This window comes from Pseudomonas sp. H1_G08 (assembly GCF_054681355.1).
Map to the genome: position 1 here is coordinate 2394511 of NZ_CP162822.1, position 22529 is coordinate 2417039.

Genomic DNA, 22529 nt, shown 5'->3' on the forward strand with positions numbered 1-22529 from the left:
AGCTGCCGAAGGCTGCGATCTTTTGCTTTTCAGGCGCCAAAGGCGTCTTTGAGAAAGCCGGGGGCGATGTAGCGCTGATAATGCGCTTCCGACAGCAGGAAGAATTCCCGATCAATGGCATCGCGCAGTTCCGGCAGGTTCCAGTCGCGGAATTCCGGCAGCAACACCATCCCGTACGCCTCGAGATTAATGATCACCCGCGCCCCCCGGGCGATCAGCTGATAGGCCCAGCAATATTCCGACTGATGCGGTACGAAGCGGATCTTGCGCTGTTCGAGCTGCTCGCGCAGGCGCGCCGGATCGAAGATCTCGACTTTGCTCGCCATCACTTGTGACAGCAATTGCTCCAGACGCAGCCACACCGCGCGCTTTTCCTCCTCGTTGTATCCGTTCCAATGGATCACTTCGTGATGGAAACGCTTGCAGCCACGGCACACCAGGTCACCGTAAACGGTGGAGCAGAGGCCGACGCAGGGGGTCTTGATGGTCTGATTGGGCATAAATGGGCAGAACACTGAAACGCGGAACAGGCCGGCATGTTAGCCCTTTGTCGGGCATTGATCACCCCTCAAACAGCAAGGTCTCGCCGGCGTCGCAGGTTTGCTCCGGCCACGCTGATTGCCACGAAAGTCCAATAGAGCGCGACTTACCTTTAAATTTTTTTTGCCGTAGAATCAGCCAGCCTTTTAAGGCGCCAATGTCCGTTAGAAGCTGTTTTCAAAGCGTCACGAGCACAGTCGTTCCTTCAGAGCGGTGTTGGCGAAGGGTTTTTCCAGCGGGGAAAAGCCCAACGCCAACCCTCATCAGCTCCCCGTTCTGCAGGCGTAAAACTTTGAAAGCAGCTTCTGTAAGGAATTGCCGGTAATTCTGGCCGAACGACCCACAACGTCGTGAGGCGCATGAGTACGGCAATTTCGGGATGAGCGTCCCGGACACCCATTTGGGACCACTGATGAGGGTAATAACTGTGCTTGAAGCCTACCGCAAACATATCGAAGAGCGTGCAGCCCTGGGTATCGTTCCCCAGCCGCTTAACGCCGAACAAACAGCAGGCCTGATCGAGCTGCTGAAGAACCCTCCGGCTGGCGAAGAAGCTTTCCTCGTTGACCTGATCACCAATCGCGTACCGCCTGGAGTGGACGAAGCCGCCTACGTCAAGGCCGGTTTCCTGTCTGCCCTGGCCAAAGGCGAAGCCACCTCCCCTCTGCTGGACAAGAAACGCGCTGTAGAACTGCTCGGCACCATGCAGGGCGGCTACAACATCGTCACCCTCGTTGAACTGCTGGACGACGCCGAGCTGGCGCCAGTCGCCGCCGAAGAACTCAAGCACACCCTGCTGATGTTCGACGCCTTCCACGACGTCGCCGAAAAAGCCAAGAACGGCAACGCTCACGCCAAGGCCGTGCTGCAATCCTGGGCTGACGGCGAGTGGTTCAAGAAGCGCCCGGTGCTGGCCGACAAGATCAGCCTGCGCGTATTCAAGGTCACCGGCGAAACCAACACCGACGACCTCTCCCCTGCGCCAGACGCCTGGTCGCGTCCTGATATCCCGCTGCACGCCCTGGCCATGCTGAAAATGGCCCGTGACGGCATCGTTCCGGACGAGCAAGGCAAGACCGGCCCGATGAAGCAGATCGAAGAAATGCGCGGCCAGGGCTTCCCGATCGCCTACGTCGGTGACGTGGTCGGTACCGGTTCCTCGCGTAAATCGGCCACCAACTCGGTGCTGTGGTTCTTCGGCGACGACATCCCGTACGTGCCGAACAAGCGCGCTGGCGGTTTCTGCTTCGGCAGCAAGATCGCTCCGATCTTCTACAACACCATGGAAGATGCCGGCGCCCTGCCGATCGAGTTCGACGTGTCGAACATGAACATGGGCGACGTGATCGATCTGTACCCGCACGCTGGCAAAGTCTGCAAGCACGGTACCGACGAAGTCATCACCACTTTCGAAATGAAAACCCCGGTGCTGCTGGACGAAGTCCGTGCCGGCGGTCGTATCCCGCTGATCATCGGCCGTGGCCTGACCGAGAAGGCTCGCGCCGAATTGGGTCTGCCGCCGTTCGACCTGTTCAAGAAGCCGGAAGCTCCGGCTGAAAGCACCAAGGGTTTCACCCTGGCGCAGAAAATGGTCGGCAAGGCTTGCGGTCTGGCAGAAGGCCAAGGCGTGCGTCCTGGCACCTACTGCGAACCGAAGATGACCACCGTGGGTTCTCAGGACACCACCGGTCCCATGACCCGTGACGAACTGAAAGACCTGGCGTGCCTGGGCTTCTCCGCTGATCTGGTGATGCAGTCGTTCTGCCACACCGCGGCTTATCCAAAGCCGATCGACGTGACCACCCACCACACCCTGCCTGACTTCATCATGACCCGCGGCGGCGTTTCCCTGCGTCCGGGCGACGGCATCATCCACTCGTGGCTGAACCGCATGCTGCTGCCGGACACCGTCGGTACCGGTGGTGACTCGCACACCCGTTTCCCGATGGGCATCTCGTTCCCGGCCGGTTCCGGTCTGGTCGCGTTCGCCGCTGCCACTGGCGTCATGCCGCTGGACATGCCGGAATCGATCCTGGTGCGCTTCAAAGGCAAGATGAAACCTGGCATCACCCTGCGTGACCTGGTTCATGCCATTCCGTACTTCGCTATCCAGAACGGTCTGCTGACCGTCGAGAAGAAAGGCAAGAAAAACGCCTTCTCCGGCCGCATCCTGGAAATCGAAGGTCTGGAAGGTCTGACCCTGGAGCAGGCGTTCGAACTGTCCGACGCCTCGGCCGAACGTTCGGCTGCCGGTTGCACCATCAAGCTGTCGAAAGAGTCGATCACCGAGTACCTGCAGTCCAACATCACTCTGCTGCGCTGGATGATCGGCGAAGGCTACGGCGATGCGCGTACCCTGGAACGTCGTGCTCAAGCGATGGAAGCCTGGATCGCCAATCCTGAGCTGATGGAAGCCGATGCCGACGCCGAATACGCCGAAGTCATCGAAATCGATCTGGCCGAGATCAACGAGCCTGTGCTCTGCGCGCCGAACGATCCGGACGACGCCCGTCTGCTGTCCAGCGTTGCTGGCGAGAAGATCGACGAAGTGTTCATCGGTTCGTGCATGACCAACATCGGTCACTTCCGCGCTGCCGGTAAACTGCTGGATCAGGTCAAGGGTCAGCTGCCAACCCGTCTGTGGCTGTCGCCGCCGACCAAGATGGACGCTCACCAACTGACCGAAGAAGGCTACTACGGCATCTACGGCAAGGCTGGCGCTCGCATGGAAATGCCAGGCTGCTCGCTGTGCATGGGTAACCAGGCACGCGTTGAGCCGAACAGCACCGTGGTCTCGACGTCGACCCGTAACTTCCCGAACCGTCTGGGCGACGGCGCGAACGTCTACCTGGCCTCGGCCGAGCTGGCGTCCGTTGCTTCGATCCTGGGTCGCCTGCCGACCGTCGAGGAGTACATGGAATACGCTGGCAAGATCGACAGCATGGCGGCCGATGTCTACCGCTACCTGTCCTTCGACCAGATCGCCGAGTTCCGTGAAGCTGCTGCGAACGCCAAGATCCCGGTCGTTCAAGCCTAACGCTGCAAGGCCATAAAAAACGCCGCCCATCGTGAGATGAGCGGCGTTTTTTTATGCCTGCCGGGCAAGCATTATGATCGTTCCCACGCTCCGCGTTGGAACGCAGCCCCGGACGCTCTGCGTCCCCAAGCGTGACGCAGAGCGTCACAAGAGGCATTCCCACGCAGAGCGTGGGAACGATCATTCATCAGTGACAGGTCAGACAGCCAGCTTGTAAACCAGCGCCGAAATCGCCACCAGTCCCACCGCGGTAACAAACACGTTCGACGCCTGACCGCGATAGCGCGCCATCGCTGGCACCTTGCGAATCGCGTACATCGGCATCAGGAACAGAATCGCCGCAATCACCGGCCCACCGACGGTTTCGATCATGCCCAGGATGCTCGGATCAAGCGTTGCGACGATCCAGCAGATCACCAGCATGAACGCCGCCACGATGCGATCCAGCGCTTTGGCGCCCGGACGCCTGCCGCTCTTGACGATCAGGCCCTTGAGGCCTTCGCTGGCCCCGATGTAATGACCGAGGAACGACTTGGAGATCGCCACAAACGCAATCAACGGCGCCGCAAACTCGATGGTCGGGTTGCTGAAGTGGTTGGCCAGGTACGACAGGATCGACAGATTCTGCTCTTTTGCCTCAGCCAGTTGCTCTGGCGACAGGGTCAGCACGCAACTGAATACGAAGAACAGCACCAAAATGACCATCAATGCATGAGCGCGCGCGAGGATCTGCGAGCTGCGCTCGTCGGCGTGCACACCGTAACGACGCTTCTGGTCCATCGCGAACGCCGAGATGATCGGCGAATGGTTGAACGAGAACACCATCACCGTAATCGCCAGCCATAGCGTGTGCAGCAGCGCTGACGGCGCCGGCACTTGCGAGGCGGTGGCGAGGATGCCGCCGTTCCAGTGCGGAATCAGGTACACGGCAAGGAACAGCAGCGCAACGATGAACGGATAGACCATCAGGCTCATAGCCTTGACGATCGCCTGCTCACCGCAACGAACCACGGCCAGCAGGCCGAGAATCAGCACGAACGAGAGCAGCGCGCGCGGTGGCGGCGTGATGTGCAGTTGGTGTTCGAGGAAACTGGCGACCGTGTTGGTCAGGCCGACGCTGTAGATCAGCAGGATCGGGAAGATGGCCAAAAAGTACAGCAGCGTGATCAAGGCACCGGCCTTGATACCGAAATGCTGCTCGACCACTTCGGTAATATCGGCACCTTCGCGACCGGACAGGACAAAACGGGTCAGGCCACGGTGAGCGTAAAACGTCATCGGGAATGCCAAAAGCGCGAGGATCACCAGCGGCCAGAAGCCACCCAATCCTGCGTTGATCGGCAAAAACAGGGTGCCGGCGCCAATGGCCGTCCCAAACAGTCCCAGCATCCAGGTGGTGTCCTGGCGATTCCAGCTCGAAAGTTCAGCGGGTGCTGCTGCGTCGAAGCGCTTTTCGAGGCTATTGGCCTGATCATTCATCCGGTCGGATCTCCGCATTCCGGTCACTTGCCACTCGGTCAGGACGCGTCGGAAAAAACCGACAGACATGCTCCGGCCGAAACAGGGGCGCGATTCTCCGTGATAAATCAATGCAAGCAAAGACTTAGCTGAGGAATGGTTGTGCGGAGCAGATCCAAGGATGGTCGTTTATAGAAAAAACAAGGTCGTTTATGGATACGTCGGATGCCGCAAACGGATACGTTTTGCACCCACCCATGCGTCATCGAATGCGCCTAGAGCGATATGCCGAGCATGAAACCCAATAAAACGCAGTACAGCCCGAAGCCGAAAAGCAACCAGAGCTTGCCATTTTCGCGCTTGTCTCTATTGCGCACCGCTTCGTCATATTCTGCGAACTCTCGCTCAATTTGCTCCAGTCGTGCCTTACGGTCATATGTGCTCATACTGATTAACCTTTGAATAATGCGCCTGACGGTCGTGAAGCATGAAGACTCACAACTTGAAGAAAAACCCTGCCACTGCGGTGATTGCAGTCAAGACTCCACCAAACACTGCAATTGGATAGAGCTTCGTCTCCCTTGATAACTTTTTCTCTTCAGCCTGAAGCTTTTTCCATTCACCCACGAGTTTCCTTGATTCGTTTTCCAGCCTGTCTAGCTCCAGATTTTCGCGATCGTTATGGAACATTTGCCCTCCTTGGCTGCTGGCGGATCGGTGTCAGCATTTGCATGCACATCGACGGCTATCGTCATGCCCTTATCATCAAACTGTTCCATTCACGCTGACCAGCAGACGCATCTGCCATCCCCGTAGGCAAAATCCGCGATTCACGTAAGCCTCCTCATACGAGTGGTCCGCAATATTCCAGACCAATTACCTGCCAGAACCCTGCCCTTGATCTAGCGTGTGAGAAGCCATAACCCAAGGAGCCTCCCATGCCACTGGTCCGCGTCGACATCCAGCAAAACCCAGACCCCACTTTCGCCAGGCGCATCGGCGAACAGATCTACGCCGCCCTGCGCACCTGTATCGATGTGCCCGAGCACGACAACTTCCAGATTCTCAACGAGCACGACGGCCAGCACTTCGTGTACAACCCGCAATACCTCGGCATCCAGCGCAGCGACGACGTGGTGTTCATCCAGATCACCATCAGCGAAGGGCGCAGCGTGGAAAAGAAACAATTGCTGTTCAAAACCATTGCCGAGAGCCTGCATGCGCAACTGGGTATTCGCCTGGAGGATGTGTTCATCAATCTGCTGGAGGTAAAGAAAGAGAACTGGTCGTTTGGCAACGGCATTGCGCAATACGTCAGCTGATTCGCAGCGTCCATGCCTGCGTGCTTGCTTGTTCCACGAACCCGTCCAGAATCAAAGCACCACTGCGCGAATGCAACGATTGCCAAGCCGCTGCGGATTCAGCACTCTGAGTCGACTTTCGCGACCCACCCGCCGCCAATCACAGGAGCCGCGCAATGCCCGCAACCGTTCTGGTACTGGTTGAAACGATCAATGACTATCTGCCGATTCTTGAGCATCAGGGATTCCACCTGATCCTCGCACCAACGCCAGCCGAACGTGCGCAAGCCATCGCCACCCATGGCAGCCGCATTGATGCCGTGCTCACTCGCGGCCCACTGGGCCTGACTGCGCAAGAGATCAGCGCCCTGCCCGCCCTGAAAATCATCACGGTGATCGGCGCCGGTTACGAACAGGTCGATCTGCAAGCGGCCAGTGACCGTGGGATCACCGTCACCAATGGCGCCGGAGTCAACGCCTCGTCAGTGGCCGATCATGCGATGGCGTTGCTGCTGGCATTGGTCCGCGACATCCCGCGCTGCGATGCAGCCGTGCGCCGCGGTGAATGGCCGAAAATCATGCGCCCGTCGCTGGCCGGCAAGCGTCTGGGCATCCTCGGGCTGGGCGCCGTGGGCATGGCAATTGCCAAACGTGCGGAGCTGGGTTTCGACATGCAGATCAGCTACCACAACCGCCAGGTGCGCAGCGAAGTCGCTTATGCGTTCTGCTCGACACCCACCGATCTTGCGCGAGCCTCGGACTTCCTGGTCGTTGCCACGCCCGGCGGCATTGGTACGCAACATCTGGTGACGCGAGCAGTGCTCGATGCGCTCGGCCCCAAGGGTTTTATCGTCAACATCGCCCGCGCCAGCGTTATCGCAACGGCAGACCTGATCACCGCACTTGAGCAACGTCGTATCGCCGGCGCTGCACTGGACGTGTTCGATCACGAACCGGAAGTGCCTGATGCCCTGAAACACCTCAGCAACGTTGTGCTAACCCCACACGTCGCCGGGTTGTCCCCTGAAGCCACCCAAGGCACCGTTGAACTGGTGGGGAAAAACCTGATGGCGTTTTTCTCCGGGCAACCGGTGCTGACTCCCGTCGCCTTGCCGCCCAAGTTGAACAACCAGCGCGTGCATTAACGCGCGTGGCATCGTCGAACCGCGCCGATCTTTGCCCCATTCTCAAAGTTGATTATCCAGCAACACGCTAACCTATAAGACCGACCCGCGCTTGTGAGCACCCGAGCGCGCCATTAGATTAGCCAATGATGTCTGGCCTCCAAAATAAGCAGAAGGGATAAGCATGGCGCTTACTGACCAGTCCACCCGGATCCGCGCGGGCGAAGAACTCGATGCCAGCCTGATCGATCCGTACCTCAAGGCGCACATTCCCGGCCTGACCGGCACGCCGCAGATCAGCCAGTTTCCTGGCGGCGCGTCGAACCTGACCTACCTGCTGGAATACCCCGAGCAAGAATTCGTTCTGCGCCGTCCGCCGTTTGGCCACAAAGCCAAATCCGCCCACGACATGGGCCGTGAGTTCCGCATTCTCAACCAACTGCGCGAGGGCTTTCCGTATTGCCCGAAGGCCTACGTGCATTGCACCGACGAAGCCGTTATCGGCGCCGAGTTCTATGTGATGGAACGGGTCAAGGGCATCATCCTGCGCGCTGAGTTGCCGCCGGAGTTGGGCCTCGATTCGGCGAAAACCGAAGCGCTGTGCAAAAGCTTCATCGACCGATTCGTCGAACTGCATCGGGTCGATTACAACGCCTGCGGCCTCGGCGATCTGGGCAAGCCTGAAGGCTACGTCGCCCGGCAGATCAAGGGCTGGAGCGAGCGTTACGAAAAAGCCCTGACCCCGGACGCGCCGCACTGGGAAGCGGTCAAAGCCTGGCTCAACGACAAGATGCCGGCCGACCACCCGACGTCGAGCATCGTCCACAACGACTACCGCTTCGACAACGTCATTCTCGACCCGGCCAATCCGATGCAAATTATCGGCGTGCTCGACTGGGAACTGACCACCCTCGGCGACCCGCTGATGGATCTGGGCAACACCCTCGCCTACTGGATCGAAGCCGGCGACCCGGCACCGGTGCAACTGATGCGCCGCCAGCCAAGCCACGCGCCGGGCATGCTGACCCGCCGCGAATTCGTCGACTACTACGCCGAGCGCTCGGGCATCCGCATCGACAATTTCGATTTCTACTACACCTACGGCCTGTTCCGCCTGGCCGGCATCGTGCAGCAGATCTACTACCGCTTCTACCATGGCCAGACACAGGACAAACGCTTCGCGCAGTTCATTCACATGAACAAACTGCTGGAGCAGATGAGCCTGCAGGTCATTCAGAAATCCAGCCTCTGATCCGGGCCAATAACAAGACTTTCAACAAGGGAAACCCATGTCCAAGACTCAGTTGTTCGACCTCGACGGCAAAATCGCTTTCGTCTCCGGCGCCAGCCGTGGCATCGGTGAAGCCATCGCCAAACTGCTGGCCCAGCAAGGCGCCCACGTGATCGTCTCGAGCCGCAAGCTCGAAGGCTGCCAACACGTCGCCGACGCCATCATCGCCGCCGGCGGCAAGGCGACAGCCGTGGCCTGCCACATCGGTGAGATGGAGCAGATCAGCCAGGTCTTCGCCGGGATCAAGGAACAATTCGGCCGCCTCGACATCCTGGTCAACAACGCCGCGACCAACCCGCAATTCTGCAACGTGCTCGACACCGATCTGGGGGCGTTCCAGAAGACTGTCGATGTGAACATTCGCGGCTACTTCTTCATGTCGGTCGAAGCCGGCAAGCTCATGCGCGAAAACGGTGGCGGCAGCATCATCAACGTCGCGTCGATCAACGGCATCTCGCCGGGAATCTTCCAAGGCATCTATTCGGTAACCAAAGCGGCGGTCATCAACATGACCAAAGTCTTCGCCAAGGAATGCGCGCAATTCGGCATCCGCTGCAACGCCCTGCTCCCCGGCCTGACCGACACCAAATTCGCCTCGGCGCTGGTCAAGAACGACGCGATTCTGAAACAGGCACTGACCCAGATCCCGCTCAAACGCGTAGCCGATCCAAGCGAAATGGCCGGCACGGTGCTGTACCTGGCCAGCGATGCGTCGAGCTACACCACTGGCGTGGCGCTGAATGTGGATGGCGGATTCCTGTCCTGATATCCAAGGCAAATTGCTAACCCGTGTGGGAGCGAGCAGGCTCGCTCCCACAGGGGCGGTGCCGAAATCCAGAACTCCTGCATCCGCGGGATTGCCCGGCTTATTGGGTTATGCAACGCGTAGTGGTGATGTGACGCGTCACCTGCCCATCCACATACACATCCCCGGCAACCTCAGTATTTTCCAGCACCTCACACCGACGTTCCGGCGGTGGCGGCGGCGCGACAGGCGCAGGGGGTGGAGGACTGGCACAACCGGCCAACAAAACTGCAAGAAAAACCAACGGCAATACGCGTTTCCCAGGATTATTCATAGGACGACCCGCGGTAAAGAGAGACAAACTCCCGCAACCCAACCGGCCACGGAAGACCTGACCACTCATTCTTTATAGCTGAGCGCCTTGTTAGCGCCAGTGGATTGGGGTGATTGGGTGGGATTGGCTGTCGGTTTTGCGGGGATTGTCCGGCAGAGGGCTGGATTGGGATGATGGTTGTCGGCGAGGGCCTCATCGCGAGCAGGCTCACTCCCACAGGTTTGATCGAGTGAGTTCAGTAACAACCAGGTCGGCTGTCAGGCCGCCTTCGCGAGCAGGCTCGCTCCCACAGAAAATCAAAATCAAAAGATCGCAGCCTTCGGCAGCTCCTACACACGATGAGCGTTAGCTCGAGTACCGCTTTTGATCTTGGAGCCCGTCGGCAGGCTGAGTGGAGGGATTGATCCGGGCGTGGGAGCGCAGCGACCGTACGACGCAGTCGTACACAGCGAGTGTAGGTGCAGCGAAGCAAACCGGAGCCGCTGCGCCAGGATCGATCCCGCAGCGAAGGAACCCCGAGCCTAAGCGAGCGGGCCGAACGTCAGGGCGAAGACCTTTTGGTTCCTTTTGGGGCGTTTGCCAAAAGGGACTCGCCGTAAGGGCGAAACCGCCAGCCGCAACACCCAAAAAAACGGATATACACCCAAAATCCCCAGAGCATGGCCGGCCCAAAGGCCGCCAAGACCAAAGCGCGCTTAAGCCAAATCCGGATCCCGCGAAGAACGCAAGGAATTGCTCTCAAGCTCATACCTCAACTCATCCACCAACGCCTCAACCGCCCCGGGCGTACGCAGCGCAGCCAAATCCAGCCCACTGATCACCAGATCTACCTGCCCTGAATCCCGGTGATACAACTTGACCGTCAGCGAATGATCACCATCCACCGAACACTCACAAGCCAGCGGCGCAAAACTGTGCTCGAGCCGAGCGCGCAACTGCGCAAGATTCATCATTGACGTTGTTCCTATGACTGTTTCAAAAGGGGCACGATCGCAGGCCCGAAATGGCCCACACCGCACCCCACCAGCCTAAGAACACAACGCCTTGGCCAATACATGAATTTGCACCCTTGTAATTAGTGCATTTGCACCCCTCAGCGCTGGCCCTTGGTGCCCCACTCTCCCGAAAACAAACCGCGCTCGCGAGCCCAGACGATCGCCTCGCTGCGGCTATGCACATCAATTTTCGAGTACACGGTGGCCACATGATTGCGCACGGTATTGGGCGCCAGCTTCAACCGCGCAGCGATCTCCTTGTCTGCCAGACCTTCACAGATCAAGCCCAGGACATCGCGCTCACGGGCCGTCAGGTCAGTGAATGAGGCACTGGGCAGCTGCGGCGAGTTGATCTTCTTCACGTTGGCCAGCTTCTCGATCAGCGTTCGGCTGAACCACGACGCATCCTTCATCACCTCTTCAATCGCCGCGACCAGCTCAAGCTCAGTGCGCTTGCGCTCGGTCATGTCCATCAACACCAGCAGATAGCAGGACGTATCATGGATATTGACCGTGTCAGCCGAGACCGCACACTCCAGCAACTCCTCGTCCTTCTTGCGCACGGGCACGTCGACCCGATCGACCCGACCGTTCTTCGCCAGCGCCGACAGCAGGCGCGTGCGCGCGCTGTCATCGTGGATGAAGCTCAGCTGCGTCACGGTTTTGCCGAGTACGTCATCGCTGTCATAGGCCAGGGTATCGAGGAACGCCTGATTGACGTCGATGACCTCCTGCTTGTCAGCGGTGCAGATCAAAATTGGTACCGGAGTCAGACGAAAAGCCTTGGCAAAGCGCTCCTCGCTCTGACGCAAGGCCACTTCGACCCGGCGCCGAGGCTCCATGTCGACGAAGGAGAACAGCATGCAATTCTCGTCATTGAGCAGCAGCGGCTGACCGGCAACGATCACCTGTTTACTGCCACCGTCCGGGAGGCGCAGTTCTGCCTGCATCTGCGGAATGGTCGCGACATCGCGCAAGCGCTGGACAGCCAGATCGCGCTGATCCGCCTGCTCGAAGATATCGATTTCGTAAGCCGAAGTGCCGATCACCTGATCGCGGGTATAGCCGGTCATTTCTAGAAAGCCCGGGTTGACCTTGATGTAGCGCAAATCGCTGAGACGACAGATCACTGCCGGTGCAGGGTTGGCATTGAAGGTTTTTTCGAAACGCAGCTCAGCGTTGGCCCAATCGGTGACGTCGCTCATGATCAGCACCAGCGACTCGGGCTGGCCGACGCGGTCGGTCAGGACCATGCTGCGCACGCTGTGCACCCAGACCCGCTCCGGGTCGTCCACGGACGAAACTTCGATCAGCACATCATTGAACGCCTCGCAGCGGGCGACGCGGCTGATCGGGTAGTTGTCCGGCGGCAAGACATGATTATTGCGATAGCGCAGCGTGAAGCGTCTGGCGTACTCGTCGGCGTTACTGCCCAGATCACCGATGGTGCTGACACCGTGCATGGTCAGCGCCGCTTCGTTGGCCCAGAGAATGCTTTTGTCGAGTTCCAGCAGAATCACCCCGTCCGACAGCCCGGCAATGATCTGCTGCAACTGGCGACGGTTGGTTTCGGTGGTCAGGACTTCCTGGCTCATTGGATCTCCACACTGTGATGCGGCTAGGTGAAGAGTACGACCGCGGCGGCTCGGGATCGTGCCACAACCCCAAAATCGCCAAAAAACCCCTGTGGGAGCGAGCCTGCTCGCGAATGCGCTGGGTCAGACAGACCATTCGGTGACTGACCCGGCGCATTCGCGAGCACGCTCGCTCCCACAGGTTTACTGGGTGTGTTTACCTTAGGCGGCACGCTCGCTGGCCGCCACCATCGCCGACGCCGCGAGCATTGCCCTTAGCAACACCGCACACCCCGCCGCGAGATCATCCGGTGCGGCATTCTCGATTTCGTTGTGACTGATCCCGCCCTCGCATGGCACAAAAATCATTCCCGCCGGGCCGAGCTCGGCGAGGAAAATCGCGTCATGCCCGGCGCCACTGACGATATCCATGTGCGACAGACCCAGCCCTTTCGCTGCGCCGCGCACCGCTTCCACGCAGCCTTTTTCGAAGTACAGCGGCGGGAAGTCGGCGGTCGGGGTCAATTCGTAAGTAAGGCCGTGCGCTTCGCAGGTCGCCTCGATCACTTGTTTCACTTCGGCAATCATCGAATCCAGCCGCGCCGGCTCCAGGTGGCGAAAATCCAGAGTCATGCGCACTTCGCCGGGAATCACGTTGCGCGAGCCGGGATAGGCTTGCAGGCAGCCGACCGTGCCACAGGCGTGGGGCTGATGGCCGAGGGCGGCGCGGTTGACGGCGCCGACGATCACCGAGGCACCGACCAAGGCGTCCTTGCGCAGGTGCATCGGCGTCGGGCCGGCGTGGGCTTCGACGCCGCGCAATTTCAGGTCGAACCACTTCTGCCCGAGCGCGCCGAGTACCACGCCGATGGTTTTCTCTTCATCTTCAAGGATCGGGCCTTGCTCGATGTGCGCTTCGAAATACGCGCCAACCGCGTGCCCGCTAACCTTGCGCGGGCCGGCGTAGCCGATCGCATTCAGTGCTTCGCCGACGGTGACGCCGTCGGCATCGACCTTGGCGAGGGTTTCTTCGAGGGTGAATTTCTCGGCGAAGACCCCTGAGCCCATCATGCACGGGGCAAAGCGTGAGCCCTCTTCGTTGGTCCAGACCACCACTTCCAGCGGCGCTTCGGTTTCCACGCCGAGGTCGTTGAGGGTGCGCAGCACTTCGACGCCGGCGAGCACGCCGAAGCAGCCGTCGAACTTGCCGCCGGTGGGCTGGGTGTCGATGTGGCTGCCGGTCATGACCGGCGGCAGGTTCGGGTTGCGCCCGGCACGCCGGGCGAAAATGTTGCCGACGGCATCGACCGTGACGTTGCAACCGGCGTCCTTGCACCACTGCACGAACAGGTCGCGCGCCTGGCGGTCGAGGTCGGTCAGGGCCAGGCGACAGACGCCGCCCTTGACCGTGGCGCCGAGTTTCGCCAGTTCCATGAGCGAGGCCCAGAGGCGATCACGGTTGATGTGCTGATGGGTGGATTGCAGAACGTCGACGGCTGCGTTCATGGGGATCTCCTCAATGCTGATGCCGATAGTGCCCATGCTCTGCGTGGGCATTCATCCATGGACGCTCTGCGTCCGCTGTTGGGACGCGGAGCGTCCCGGGCTGCGTTCCCACGCAGAGCGTGGGAACGATCAGTTTCGGCGGTGTATGGAGCATCGCCTTCGCGAGCAGGCTCGCTCCCACAGTGAGAATGCATTTCCAATGTGGGAGCGAGCCTGCTCGCGAAAAGGCCCTTGCTCACACCGCTGTTTTCACGGCAGAAGGCTGCGCCCGCATCACGCACAACCCGTAATAAATAATTCCGCCCAACGCCGAGCCGGTGAACCAGCCATAGCTGTAGAACCAGCTGAACGCGTCGCTGCCCAGCGACAGCAGAGTCAGCGCCACCGGCACGCCAAAGGCGAGAAAACCGGCCCAGTTCCACGCCGGATACACGTCATCGCGGTACAGCCCGGCGAGGTCCAGTCGCTGTTTCTTGATCAGGAAATAATCCACCACCATGATCCCGGCGATCGGCCCGAGCAGGCTCGAGTAGCCCAGCAGCCAGTTTGAGTACACGGTTTCCAGGCTGATGTCGGAAACGATCAGGCCAAGCTTTTTCAGCAGTTCATGGCCCATCAGCACCAGCCCGACCAGACCGGTGAGCAACACCGCTTTGGTGCGGTTGATCACCTTCGGCGCGATGTTCTGAAAGTCATTGGTCGGCGAGACGATATTGGCGGCGGTGTTGGTCGACAGTGTGGCAACGATGATCAGCGCCATGGCCACAGCGACCCACACCGGGCTCTGGATATGCCCGATCAGCGTGACCGGATCGGACACGGTGACGCCGACCAGTTTCACCGATGCGGCGGTCATCACCACCCCTAGCGCGGCGAACAGGAACATGGTCAGCGGCAGGCCGAAAATCTGCCCGAGGATCTGATCCTTCTGGCTCTTGGCGTAGCGACTGAAGTCGGGAATGTTCAGCGACAGCGTGGCCCAGAACCCGACCATTGCCGTCAGCCCTGCCGCGAAATAACTGACCACGCTGGCGCCTTCCGGACGCTTGGGCGGGATCGCCAGCAACTCAGTCATCGACACATTGGGCATCGCCCACACCAGCAGGCCGATGCCCACTGCAACCAGCAGCGGCGCGGACAGGGTCTCCAGCCATTTGATCGACTCGGCGCCGCGAATCACCACCCACAGATTCAGCGCCCAGAACACCATGAAACCGATCACCTCGCCGGTGCCGCCGAGGGATTTCCAGCCCTCGAACACCGATCCGAGAAACAGGTGAATCGCCAGTCCGCCGAACATGGTCTGGATACCGAACCAGCCACACGCCACCAGCGCGCGGATCAGGCACGGCACGTTGGAGCCGAGAATGCCGAACGACGAGCGCAGCAGCACCGGAAACGGAATGCCGTACTTGGTGCCCGGGAAGGCGTTGAGGGTCAGTGGAATCAACACAATGACGTTGGCAAACAGAATCGCCAGCAGCGCTTCGCCGACGCTCAAGCCGAAATACGCGGTGAGCACGCCGCCGAGGGTGTAGGTCGGCACGCAAATCGACATCCCGACCCACAGCGCGGTGATGTGCCATTTGTTCCAGGTGCGTTCGCGCACCTTGGTCGGTGCCATGTCGTGGTTGTAACGGGGGCTGTCGAGGACGTCGTTGCCGGCTTCGAGCTCGAACAAGCCGTCGCGCTCGGTCACTTGTGATCTGGTCTGTTGCATGGCCGCTCCACTGTTCTTCTGATTATTTTTTGCTCATCAGGCGGCGAGCGCATACGGCGCCAGCCGGACGATGGCCGGAGGAACTGACAACTTTCACGCACCGGCCATGGTGTCAGCGGCGGCATCAATAAACGTGCCGGGTCTGGCGCTGAACGCTTGGGCGGTGCACTGCACGCTTTGCAACTTTCTGATATTCATCAGTTTTAATTGAATATTCGCTGAGTCCGGGAAAACTTGTCTGAACGCTCAGGCTAAACGTCGGGCAAGTTGTCCGAAGTGTCAGGACTCAAACTGGTGCACTGCATTTATTTTTGTCGGTGAACCCGCAACCGCAGCACAACTTCAAGCGGCTGATTTCACATAGGAAATCTTGCTCATATTTCCATCCTGTCAAGTGCGTCAAAATGGTGAGCGCCCTACCCATTTTGGTGATTTCTCGTTTTTATCTTTATTTATCAATAGCTTGAAACAGCTATAAGCTTATAAAAAATATTCTTGATCATTCTTGAAATCGCGACTAGTTTCTATTCCTGACAGCGATGACAGGAATACGAACTGCGCCGCTGTACTTCAATAAAACATTTAGAACCGGCACAAGTCGGTCATGCCTGCGAGGAATCCGGAATGTCTCTGTTGATCCGTGGCGCCACCGTTGTTACCCATGATGAAAGTTACCGCGCCGACGTCTATTGCGCTGACGGCGTGATCAAAGCCATTGGTGAAAACCTCGACATTCCCGCCGGCGCCGAAGTGCTCGACGGCAGTGGCCAATACCTGATGCCCGGCGGCATCGATCCGCATACGCATATGCAACTGCCGTTCATGGGCACCGTTGCCAGCGAAGATTTCTACAGCGGCACCGCTGCCGGTCTGGCCGGCGGCACTACCTCGATCATTGACTTCGTCATTCCCAATCCGCAGCAATCGCTGATGGAAGCGTTTCATCAGTGGCGCGGCTGGGCGCAAAAGTCTGCGTCGGACTATGGCTTCCACGTCGCGATCACTTGGTGGAGCGAGCAGGTGCGCGAGGAAATGGCCGAGCTGGTCAGCCACCACGGCATCAACAGCTTCAAGCACTTCATGGCCTACAAGAACGCGATCATGGCCGCCGACGATACCTTGGTGGCGAGTTTCGAGCGCTGTCTGGAACTTGGTGCGGTGCCGACCGTGCACGCGGAAAATGGCGAGCTTGTCTATCACCTGCAACGCAAGTTGATGGCTCAGGGCATTACCGGGCCGGAAGCGCATCCGCTGTCGCGACCTTCGCAGGTCGAAGGTGAAGCCGCGAGCCGGGCGATCCGTATCGCCGAAACCATCGGCACGCCGTTGTATCTGGTGCACGTTTCCACCAAGGAAGCCCTCGACGAAATCACCTACGCACGCAGCAAGGGCCAGCCGGTTTACGGCGAGGTGCTGGCCGGGCACTTGCTGCTCGACGACAGCGTCTATCAACACCCGGACTGGCAGACCGCTGCCGGCTACGTGATGAGCCCGCCGTTTCGTCCGCGCGGCCATCAGGAGGCGCTGTGGCACGGGCTGCAGAACGGCAATCTGCACACCACCGCCACCGACCACTGCTGTTTCTGCGCCGAGCAGAAAGCTGCCGGGCGCGACGACTTCAGCAAGATTCCCAACGGCACCGCCGGTATCGAAGACCGCATGGCAGTGTTGTGGGATGAAGGCGTCAACTCCGGGCGATTGTCGATGCAGGATTTCGTCGCGCTGACCTCCACCAACACTGCGAAGATTTTCAATCTTTATCCGCGCAAAGGTGCGATCCGCATTGGCGCCGATGCCGATCTGGTGCTGTGGGATCCGCAAGGCACACGGACCATTTCCGCCAAGACCCACCATCAGCAGGTGGACTTCAACATCTTCGAAGGCAAGACCGTGCGCGGTGTGCCGAGCCACACCGTCAGCCAGGGCCGCGTGGTCTGGGCCGACGGCGACCTGCGCGCCGAACGCGGCGCCGGACGCTACATCGAACGGCCGGCCTACCCGGCGGTGTTTGATTTGTTGAGCAAGCGGGCGGAGTTGCACAAGCCGACTGCCGTTAAACGCTGACAGCCAGGCCTTCGGCCTTCGCGAGCAGGCTCGCTCCCACAGGTGAGCGCATAGCAAATGTGGGAGCGAGCCTGCTCGCGAAGAGGCCCTCCCTGACGCCATAAAACCACTGCCCACCAGAGGCAGCACCTCAATTAGCCATGAGGCCATGAACCGTGATCGAGACCCTGAACCACCTCCCCCACCCGCACGAAAGCGCGGCCGCCCTCGCCGGTCATTTCACTGATCTGGCGCCGCCGCTCAATGCCCGTCAGGCGCATCTGGAAGCCTCGCGCTGCCTGTATTGCTACGACGCGCCTTGCGTCAATGCGTGCCCCAGCGAAATCGATATCCCGTCGTTCATCCGCAACATCCATCAAGACAACGTCCAAGGCGCGGCGCAGAAAATCCTGTCGGCAAACATCCTCGGCGGCAGTTGCGCGCGGGTCTGTCCGACGGAAATCCTCTGCCAGCAAGCCTGCGTGCGCAACAACGCGCAGGAATGCGCGCCGGTGCTGATTGGTCTGCTGCAACGTTACGCCGTGGACAATGCGCATTTCGCTGAACACCCGTTCCAGCGCGCCCCGGCCACGGGCAAACGTATCGCCGTGGTCGGCGCCGGGCCGGCCGGGTTGTCCTGCGCCCATCGCAGCGCGATGCACGGGCATGATGTGGTGATTTTCGAAGCACGGGAAAAGGCCGGCGGGCTCAACGAGTACGGCATCGCCAAGTACAAACTGGTCGATGACTACGCGCAGAAGGAGCTGGATTTCCTTCTGCAGATTGGCGGGATAGAAATCCGCCACGGCCAGAAACTCGGTGCAAACCTGACCCTGAGCGATCTGCATCAGCAGTTTGACGCGGTATTCCTCGGCCTCGGCCTGAATGCCAGCAGGCAACTCGGTCTGGCCCACGAAGACGCGCCGGGCCTGCTCGCCGCCACCGATTACATCCGCGAACTGCGCCAGGCCGATGACCTCACGCAGTTGCCCTTGGCCGAACGCTGCATCGTTCTCGGCGCCGGCAACACCGCGATCGACATGGCCGTACAGATGGCCCGCCTCGGCGCGCGCGACGTCAATCTGGTGTATCGCCGTGGTGCGGCAGACATGGGCGCAACCCACCATGAGCAGGACATCGCCAAAGCCAACCAGGTGCGGTTGATGACGTGGGCGCAGCCGGAGCAAGTGTTGCTCGATGATCAGGGCCGCGTGCGCGGCATGCGTTTCGCCCGCACCGATCTGGTTGAAGGGCGTCTGCAAACCACCGGAGAAACCTTTGAGCTGGCTGCCGATGCGATCTTCAAAGCGATCGGCCAGAGCTTCGATGACAGCGTTCTCAGCGATCCGTTGGCGCGCGAACTCAAGCGTCAGGGCGAACGCATCGAGGTCGATGAACACCTGCGCACCAGCGTCCCCGGCGTGTATGCCGGCGGCGACTGCACCAGCCTCGATCAGGACCTCACCGTGCAAGCAGTGCAGCACGGCAAACGCGCCGCCGAGGCGATCAACGCTCAACTGATGCTCAACGTGGAGGCTGCGTAAATGGCCGATCTCTCGATAGTCTTCGCCGGTATCAAAGCGCCCAACCCGTTCTGGCTGGCCTCCGCGCCGCCCACCGACAAGGCCTACAACGTGGTCCGCGCCTTCGAAGCGGGCTGGGGTGGCGTGGTCTGGAAAACCCTGGGTGAGGATCCGGCGGCGGTCAACGTTTCCTCGCGTTATTCGGCGCATTACGGTGCCAATCGCGAAGTGCTGGGCATCAACAACATTGAACTGATCACCGACCGCTCGCTGGAAATCAACCTGCGCGAAATCACCCAGGTGAAGAAGGACTGGCCGGATCGCGCGCTGATCGTGTCGCTGATGGTGCCGTGTGTCGAGGAGTCGTGGAAACACATCTTGCCGCTGGTCGAAGCCACCGGCGCCGACGGCATCGAACTCAACTTCGGCTGCCCCCACGGCATGCCCGAACGCGGCATGGGCGCGGCGGTCGGCCAGGTGCCGGAGTACGTCGAGCAGGTGACACGCTGGTGCAAGACGTACTGCTCGCTGCCGGTGATCGTCAAACTCACCCCGAACATCACCGACATCCGCGTCGCTGCCCGGGCGGCGCATCGTGGAGGCGCGGATGCGGTGTCGCTGATCAACACGATCAACTCGATCACCAGCGTCGACCTGGACCACATGGTCGCCCTGCCCACCGTCGGCAGCAAAAGCACCCACGGCGGTTATTGCGGTTCGGCGGTCAAGCCGATTGCGCTGAACATGGTCGCGGAAATCGCCCGTGATCCGCAGACCCAGGGCTTGCCGATCTGCGGCATCGGCGGCATCGGCAGCTGGCGCGACGCGGCGGAGTTCATGGCGCTGGGCAGCGGCGCGGTGCAGGTGTGCACGGCGGCGATGCTGCATGGTTTCCGCATTGTCGAAGAGATGAAGGACGGCTTGTCGCGGTGGATGGACAGCCAGGGTTACGCCAATATCGCCGAGTTTTCCGGGCGCGCCGTGGGCAACACCACGGATTGGAAGTACCTCGATATCAACTACCAGGTGATCGCGAAGATCGACCAAGAGGCGTGCATCGGTTGCGGGCGTTGCCACATTGCTTGCGAAGACACGTCACACCAGGCGATCGGCAGTTCGAAACAGGCCGACGGTACGCATAAATATGAAGTGATCGATGAGGAATGTGTGGGCTGCAATCTGTGCCAGATCACCTGCCCCGTGGCCGACTGCATCGAGATGGTGCCGATGGACACGGGCAAGCCGTTTCTGGACTGGAATCATGATCCGCGCAATCCCTATCACGTCGCGGTTTAATTGATCGTTCCCACGCTCCTGCGTGGGAATGCAGCCCGGGACGCTCTGCGTCCCATTGGAACGCGGAGCGTCCCTGGAAGCATTCCCACGCGGAGCGTGGGACCGATCAAATCCATAATCGACACGGTCTTTCAGGTCGATGTACCTCTCAATACACCTCGGTCGGCCCCCTCTCCCTCTGGGAGAGGGCTGGGGTGAGGGTAAGCCCTTGATGGTGCTCTTCAAGGCTCCAGCCCGATCCCGCGCAAAATCACAGCTGTCACGGTCTGCACCGCACGCTCGAACTGCATATCCGACAACGGCTGGTGATCATTGAGAATATTCACCTGATGATCAAAGTCGGCGTAGTGCTGGGTCGACGCCCAGATCATGTACAGCAAACCCGACGGCTCCACCGGCAGGATCCGCTTGTCCTCGACCCACTGGCGAATCTTCGCCTCCTTCATCTTCGCCCAGTCATACAGGCTCGCATCCAGCGCTTCGCCCAGGGTCGGCGCGCCGTGGATGATCTCGTTGGCCCAGACTTTCGAGCCATAGGGCCGGCTGCGCGAATGATTCATCTTGGCGCGGATGTAACTGCTCAGCACCACGCGCGGGTCGTCGAACATCTCGAAGCACAGCGCGTCCTGCTTCCACACTTCCAGCAGATCGAACAGCACTGCGCTGTACAGCTCGCTCTTGGTGCTGAAGTAGTAATGCAGATTGGAACGCGGCAACTGCACTTCGGCAGCGATGTCCGCCATGGCGGTGCTGCCGAAGCCTTTTTCGGCGAAAACCTTTTCCGCCGCCAGCAGGATTTTCTCGACGTTACTGCGGCGAATCTCGATCTTGTGATTGCCCATGTGGGCTCCCTGACAACAGCGTTGCGCAAGACTAGCATCCGCTCTGATCCGGGCGCGACCGCCGCCAACAAAACTTCACAGGTGCAGGCGCTATGGCACAGCGCTCACACCGATAGGCGTTGGTTCACTCACGCCCAAATTGCCTTCGACCTGCCCGGCCATGTGCAACGTGCCGGCCATTACCCCCGTGGTCGGATTTTGCAGCAGCTTCTGCCAGGCCTTGTCGAAGGTGTTGCCCAGGCTGCTGCGAATCAGCGCTTCACTGTCGGGGCGGTCGTTGGCCTGGATGATTGCGCGTATGCCGGCCACGCCGACCGAAATCATCGCCCCGGCCAGTTTCCCGGCTGCTGCCGCCACCGCACTGGCGGCGCCGCGCGGGGCCATTTCGGCTTCGATGCGCTGGCTGGCGCGCTTGGCCACCGGGGCCATGGCTGCTTCGGTGGAAGAGATGCCCTTGGCGCCGCCGTCGGTGTGGATCTTATCGATCAGCGCGGCGTACGCCGGGAGGGTGTTCAGCGGCTCGGTGCTGATGACTTTGAACAGCGAAGCATCCCGCGCCGGCGGCGGGCCGAGGGCGATGGCCGGGATCTTCTGCAAACGCCCGTTGAGCTGCGCCATCGGCACACCGTGACGCTGGGCGATGAGCGGCATCTGCTGCGCCATCAACTGCGCGTAGAACGCCGTGGCCTGCGCCAGGATCGCATCCGGATCGATCTCCACTGCTACCGGCGCGAGGACTTTTTCCTGATATTGCTCAAGCAGATACGCCGCCAGCCGTTTCGCCGAAGCATCCTGCTCACCGCCGGCGCTGATCGTGTACCAACTGACCTTCATCGACAGCCATTCCTGGGTCCAGTAGCTGCTGAACCAAGGGATGAAATTTTCTTCAGTTTGCTGATAGACCCGAGTGCGCCAATGTTCCATCGAGCCACGGGCGAACAGCTTGACCTGCTCGGTGGCCTGTTGCGATGCGCTGAGGATCTCGCGGTCGATCTGCTGCCAGGTTTGCGCCGACACCACCACCGCCTGCGGCGCGCTCACCGGCGCCCGAGCCGAGGAGGCGCAGCCGGCCAGCAGAAACAGTGCGGCGACGACCAGCGCGCGTGGGTTCACGGTGGTGGTGTCCTTTGGCTTGGGGAGGTGCAGGTTTGAGTATAGGCAGGTCAGTCGATTCCGATGCTGAAGGTTCCGGCCTCTTCG

General features: G+C 60.2%; 18 protein-coding genes. 8 read left to right on the top strand and 10 right to left on the bottom strand.

The genetic code is table 11. The features are described 5' to 3' along the window. Nucleotides 1–29: 29 nt before the first annotated feature. On the bottom strand, nt 30–500 hold the full coding sequence (locus AB4N85_RS10795; RefSeq protein ID WP_024013275.1) for a DUF1289 domain-containing protein: 471 nt from the start codon (nt 498–500) through the stop codon (nt 30–32). 467 nt (nt 501–967) lie between these two features. Between AB4N85_RS10795 and acnB the strand changes: the two genes are divergently transcribed. Continuing rightward, nucleotides 968–3577: a bifunctional aconitate hydratase 2/2-methylisocitrate dehydratase gene (gene acnB, locus AB4N85_RS10800; protein ID WP_150635890.1), complete on the top strand. Its 2610-nt coding sequence runs from the start codon at nt 968–970 to the stop codon at nt 3575–3577. A 198-nt stretch (nt 3578–3775) separates the two neighbouring features. Here the strand turns inward: acnB and AB4N85_RS10805 are convergent, their stop codons facing one another. From AB4N85_RS10805 to AB4N85_RS10815, 3 genes are all read right to left on the bottom strand, one after another. Then, nucleotides 3776–5056 (bottom strand): serine/threonine transporter, encoded by a 1281-nt coding sequence (locus AB4N85_RS10805; RefSeq protein WP_252867793.1) that lies wholly within the window; start codon nt 5054–5056, stop codon nt 3776–3778. 254 nt (nt 5057–5310) lie between these two features. Then, a complete protein-coding gene (locus AB4N85_RS10810) occupies nt 5311–5481 on the bottom strand; it encodes a hypothetical protein (RefSeq protein WP_163032915.1) in 171 nt (56 codons plus the stop codon). 49 nt (nt 5482–5530) lie between these two features. Then, a complete protein-coding gene (locus tag AB4N85_RS10815) occupies nt 5531–5725 on the bottom strand; it encodes an FtsB/FtsL family cell division protein (protein WP_252867794.1) in 195 nt (64 codons plus the stop codon). Between the two features lie 248 nt (nt 5726–5973). Between AB4N85_RS10815 and AB4N85_RS10820 the strand changes: the two genes are divergently transcribed. The 4 genes from AB4N85_RS10820 (at nt 5974) to AB4N85_RS10835 (ending at nt 9517) form a co-directional block, all read left to right on the top strand. Then, entirely contained in the window at nt 5974–6357 is a 384-nt protein-coding gene (locus AB4N85_RS10820) for a tautomerase family protein (protein WP_252867795.1), read from the top strand. A 155-nt stretch (nt 6358–6512) separates the two neighbouring features. Then, the gene (locus AB4N85_RS10825) at nt 6513–7481 is read left to right on the top strand and encodes a 2-hydroxyacid dehydrogenase (RefSeq protein WP_056789197.1); all 969 of its coding nucleotides are present in this window, start codon (nt 6513–6515) and stop codon (nt 7479–7481) included. A gap of 163 nt (nt 7482–7644) precedes the next feature. Then, on the top strand, nt 7645–8712 hold the full coding sequence (locus AB4N85_RS10830; protein WP_252867796.1) for a phosphotransferase family protein: 1068 nt from the start codon (nt 7645–7647) through the stop codon (nt 8710–8712). Nucleotides 8713–8749: 37 nt separating this feature from the next. Further along, nucleotides 8750–9517: an SDR family oxidoreductase gene (locus tag AB4N85_RS10835; RefSeq protein WP_252867797.1), complete on the top strand. Its 768-nt coding sequence runs from the start codon at nt 8750–8752 to the stop codon at nt 9515–9517. 1008 nt (nt 9518–10525) lie between these two features. Here AB4N85_RS10835 and AB4N85_RS10840 read toward each other — a convergent pair. The 4 genes from AB4N85_RS10840 to AB4N85_RS10855 form a co-directional block, all read right to left on the bottom strand. Then, complete coding sequence (locus AB4N85_RS10840) at nt 10526–10783, bottom strand: DUF1652 domain-containing protein (RefSeq protein WP_252867798.1); 258 nt, start codon at nt 10781–10783, stop codon at nt 10526–10528. A gap of 140 nt (nt 10784–10923) precedes the next feature. Continuing rightward, nucleotides 10924–12420 (bottom strand): helix-turn-helix transcriptional regulator, encoded by a 1497-nt coding sequence (locus AB4N85_RS10845; protein WP_095180256.1) that lies wholly within the window; start codon nt 12418–12420, stop codon nt 10924–10926. A 201-nt stretch (nt 12421–12621) separates the two neighbouring features. Continuing rightward, complete coding sequence (locus tag AB4N85_RS10850) at nt 12622–13905, bottom strand: Zn-dependent hydrolase (RefSeq protein ID WP_252867799.1); 1284 nt, start codon at nt 13903–13905, stop codon at nt 12622–12624. A 235-nt stretch (nt 13906–14140) separates the two neighbouring features. After that, on the bottom strand, nt 14141–15625 hold the full coding sequence (locus AB4N85_RS10855) for an NCS1 family nucleobase:cation symporter-1 (protein WP_252867800.1): 1485 nt from the start codon (nt 15623–15625) through the stop codon (nt 14141–14143). Between the two features lie 624 nt (nt 15626–16249). Here AB4N85_RS10855 and hydA point away from each other — a divergent pair. The 3 genes from hydA (at nt 16250) to preA (ending at nt 20487) form a co-directional block, all read left to right on the top strand. Continuing rightward, nucleotides 16250–17689 (top strand): dihydropyrimidinase, encoded by a 1440-nt coding sequence (hydA, locus tag AB4N85_RS10860; protein WP_252867801.1) that lies wholly within the window; start codon nt 16250–16252, stop codon nt 17687–17689. A gap of 155 nt (nt 17690–17844) precedes the next feature. Next, entirely contained in the window at nt 17845–19212 is a 1368-nt protein-coding gene (locus AB4N85_RS10865; RefSeq protein ID WP_460068011.1) for an NAD(P)-dependent oxidoreductase, read from the top strand. Then, nucleotides 19213–20487, top strand: a complete 1275-nt coding sequence (preA, locus tag AB4N85_RS10870; RefSeq protein ID WP_236168642.1) for an NAD-dependent dihydropyrimidine dehydrogenase subunit PreA — start codon at nt 19213–19215, stop codon at nt 20485–20487. A 221-nt stretch (nt 20488–20708) separates the two neighbouring features. Here preA and AB4N85_RS10875 read toward each other — a convergent pair whose 3' ends face one another. Both AB4N85_RS10875 and AB4N85_RS10880 read right to left on the bottom strand, forming a co-directional pair. Next, on the bottom strand, nt 20709–21329 hold the full coding sequence (locus AB4N85_RS10875; protein ID WP_130929674.1) for a TetR/AcrR family transcriptional regulator: 621 nt from the start codon (nt 21327–21329) through the stop codon (nt 20709–20711). A gap of 90 nt (nt 21330–21419) precedes the next feature. After that, nucleotides 21420–22442: a hypothetical protein gene (locus AB4N85_RS10880; RefSeq protein ID WP_130929675.1), complete on the bottom strand. Its 1023-nt coding sequence runs from the start codon at nt 22440–22442 to the stop codon at nt 21420–21422. Between the last annotated feature and the right edge of the window lie 87 nt (nt 22443–22529).

Excerpts from the sequence above, each read along its gene's own strand:
- AB4N85_RS10815 (WP_252867794.1), bottom strand. The coding sequence starts at position 5,725 with ATGTTCCATAACGATCGCGAAAATCTGGAGCTAGACAGGCTGGAAAAC.
- AB4N85_RS10875 (WP_130929674.1), bottom strand. The coding sequence starts at position 21,329 with ATGGGCAATCACAAGATCGAGATTCGCCGCAGTAACGTCGAGAAAATC.
- AB4N85_RS10845 (WP_095180256.1), bottom strand. The coding sequence starts at position 12,420 with ATGAGCCAGGAAGTCCTGACCACCGAAACCAACCGTCGCCAGTTGCAG.
- AB4N85_RS10850 (WP_252867799.1), bottom strand. The coding sequence starts at position 13,905 with ATGAACGCAGCCGTCGACGTTCTGCAATCCACCCATCAGCACATCAAC.
- preA (WP_236168642.1), top strand. The coding sequence starts at position 19,213 with ATGGCCGATCTCTCGATAGTCTTCGCCGGTATCAAAGCGCCCAACCCG.
- AB4N85_RS10795 (WP_024013275.1), bottom strand. The coding sequence starts at position 500 with ATGCCCAATCAGACCATCAAGACCCCCTGCGTCGGCCTCTGCTCCACC.
- AB4N85_RS10810 (WP_163032915.1), bottom strand. The coding sequence starts at position 5,481 with ATGAGCACATATGACCGTAAGGCACGACTGGAGCAAATTGAGCGAGAG.
- AB4N85_RS10825 (WP_056789197.1), top strand. The coding sequence starts at position 6,513 with ATGCCCGCAACCGTTCTGGTACTGGTTGAAACGATCAATGACTATCTG.
- hydA (WP_252867801.1), top strand. The coding sequence starts at position 16,250 with ATGTCTCTGTTGATCCGTGGCGCCACCGTTGTTACCCATGATGAAAGT.
- AB4N85_RS10820 (WP_252867795.1), top strand. The coding sequence starts at position 5,974 with ATGCCACTGGTCCGCGTCGACATCCAGCAAAACCCAGACCCCACTTTC.
- AB4N85_RS10805 (WP_252867793.1), bottom strand. The coding sequence starts at position 5,056 with ATGAATGATCAGGCCAATAGCCTCGAAAAGCGCTTCGACGCAGCAGCA.
- AB4N85_RS10835 (WP_252867797.1), top strand. The coding sequence starts at position 8,750 with ATGTCCAAGACTCAGTTGTTCGACCTCGACGGCAAAATCGCTTTCGTC.
- AB4N85_RS10840 (WP_252867798.1), bottom strand. The coding sequence starts at position 10,783 with ATGATGAATCTTGCGCAGTTGCGCGCTCGGCTCGAGCACAGTTTTGCG.
- AB4N85_RS10855 (WP_252867800.1), bottom strand. The coding sequence starts at position 15,625 with ATGCAACAGACCAGATCACAAGTGACCGAGCGCGACGGCTTGTTCGAG.
- AB4N85_RS10830 (WP_252867796.1), top strand. The coding sequence starts at position 7,645 with ATGGCGCTTACTGACCAGTCCACCCGGATCCGCGCGGGCGAAGAACTC.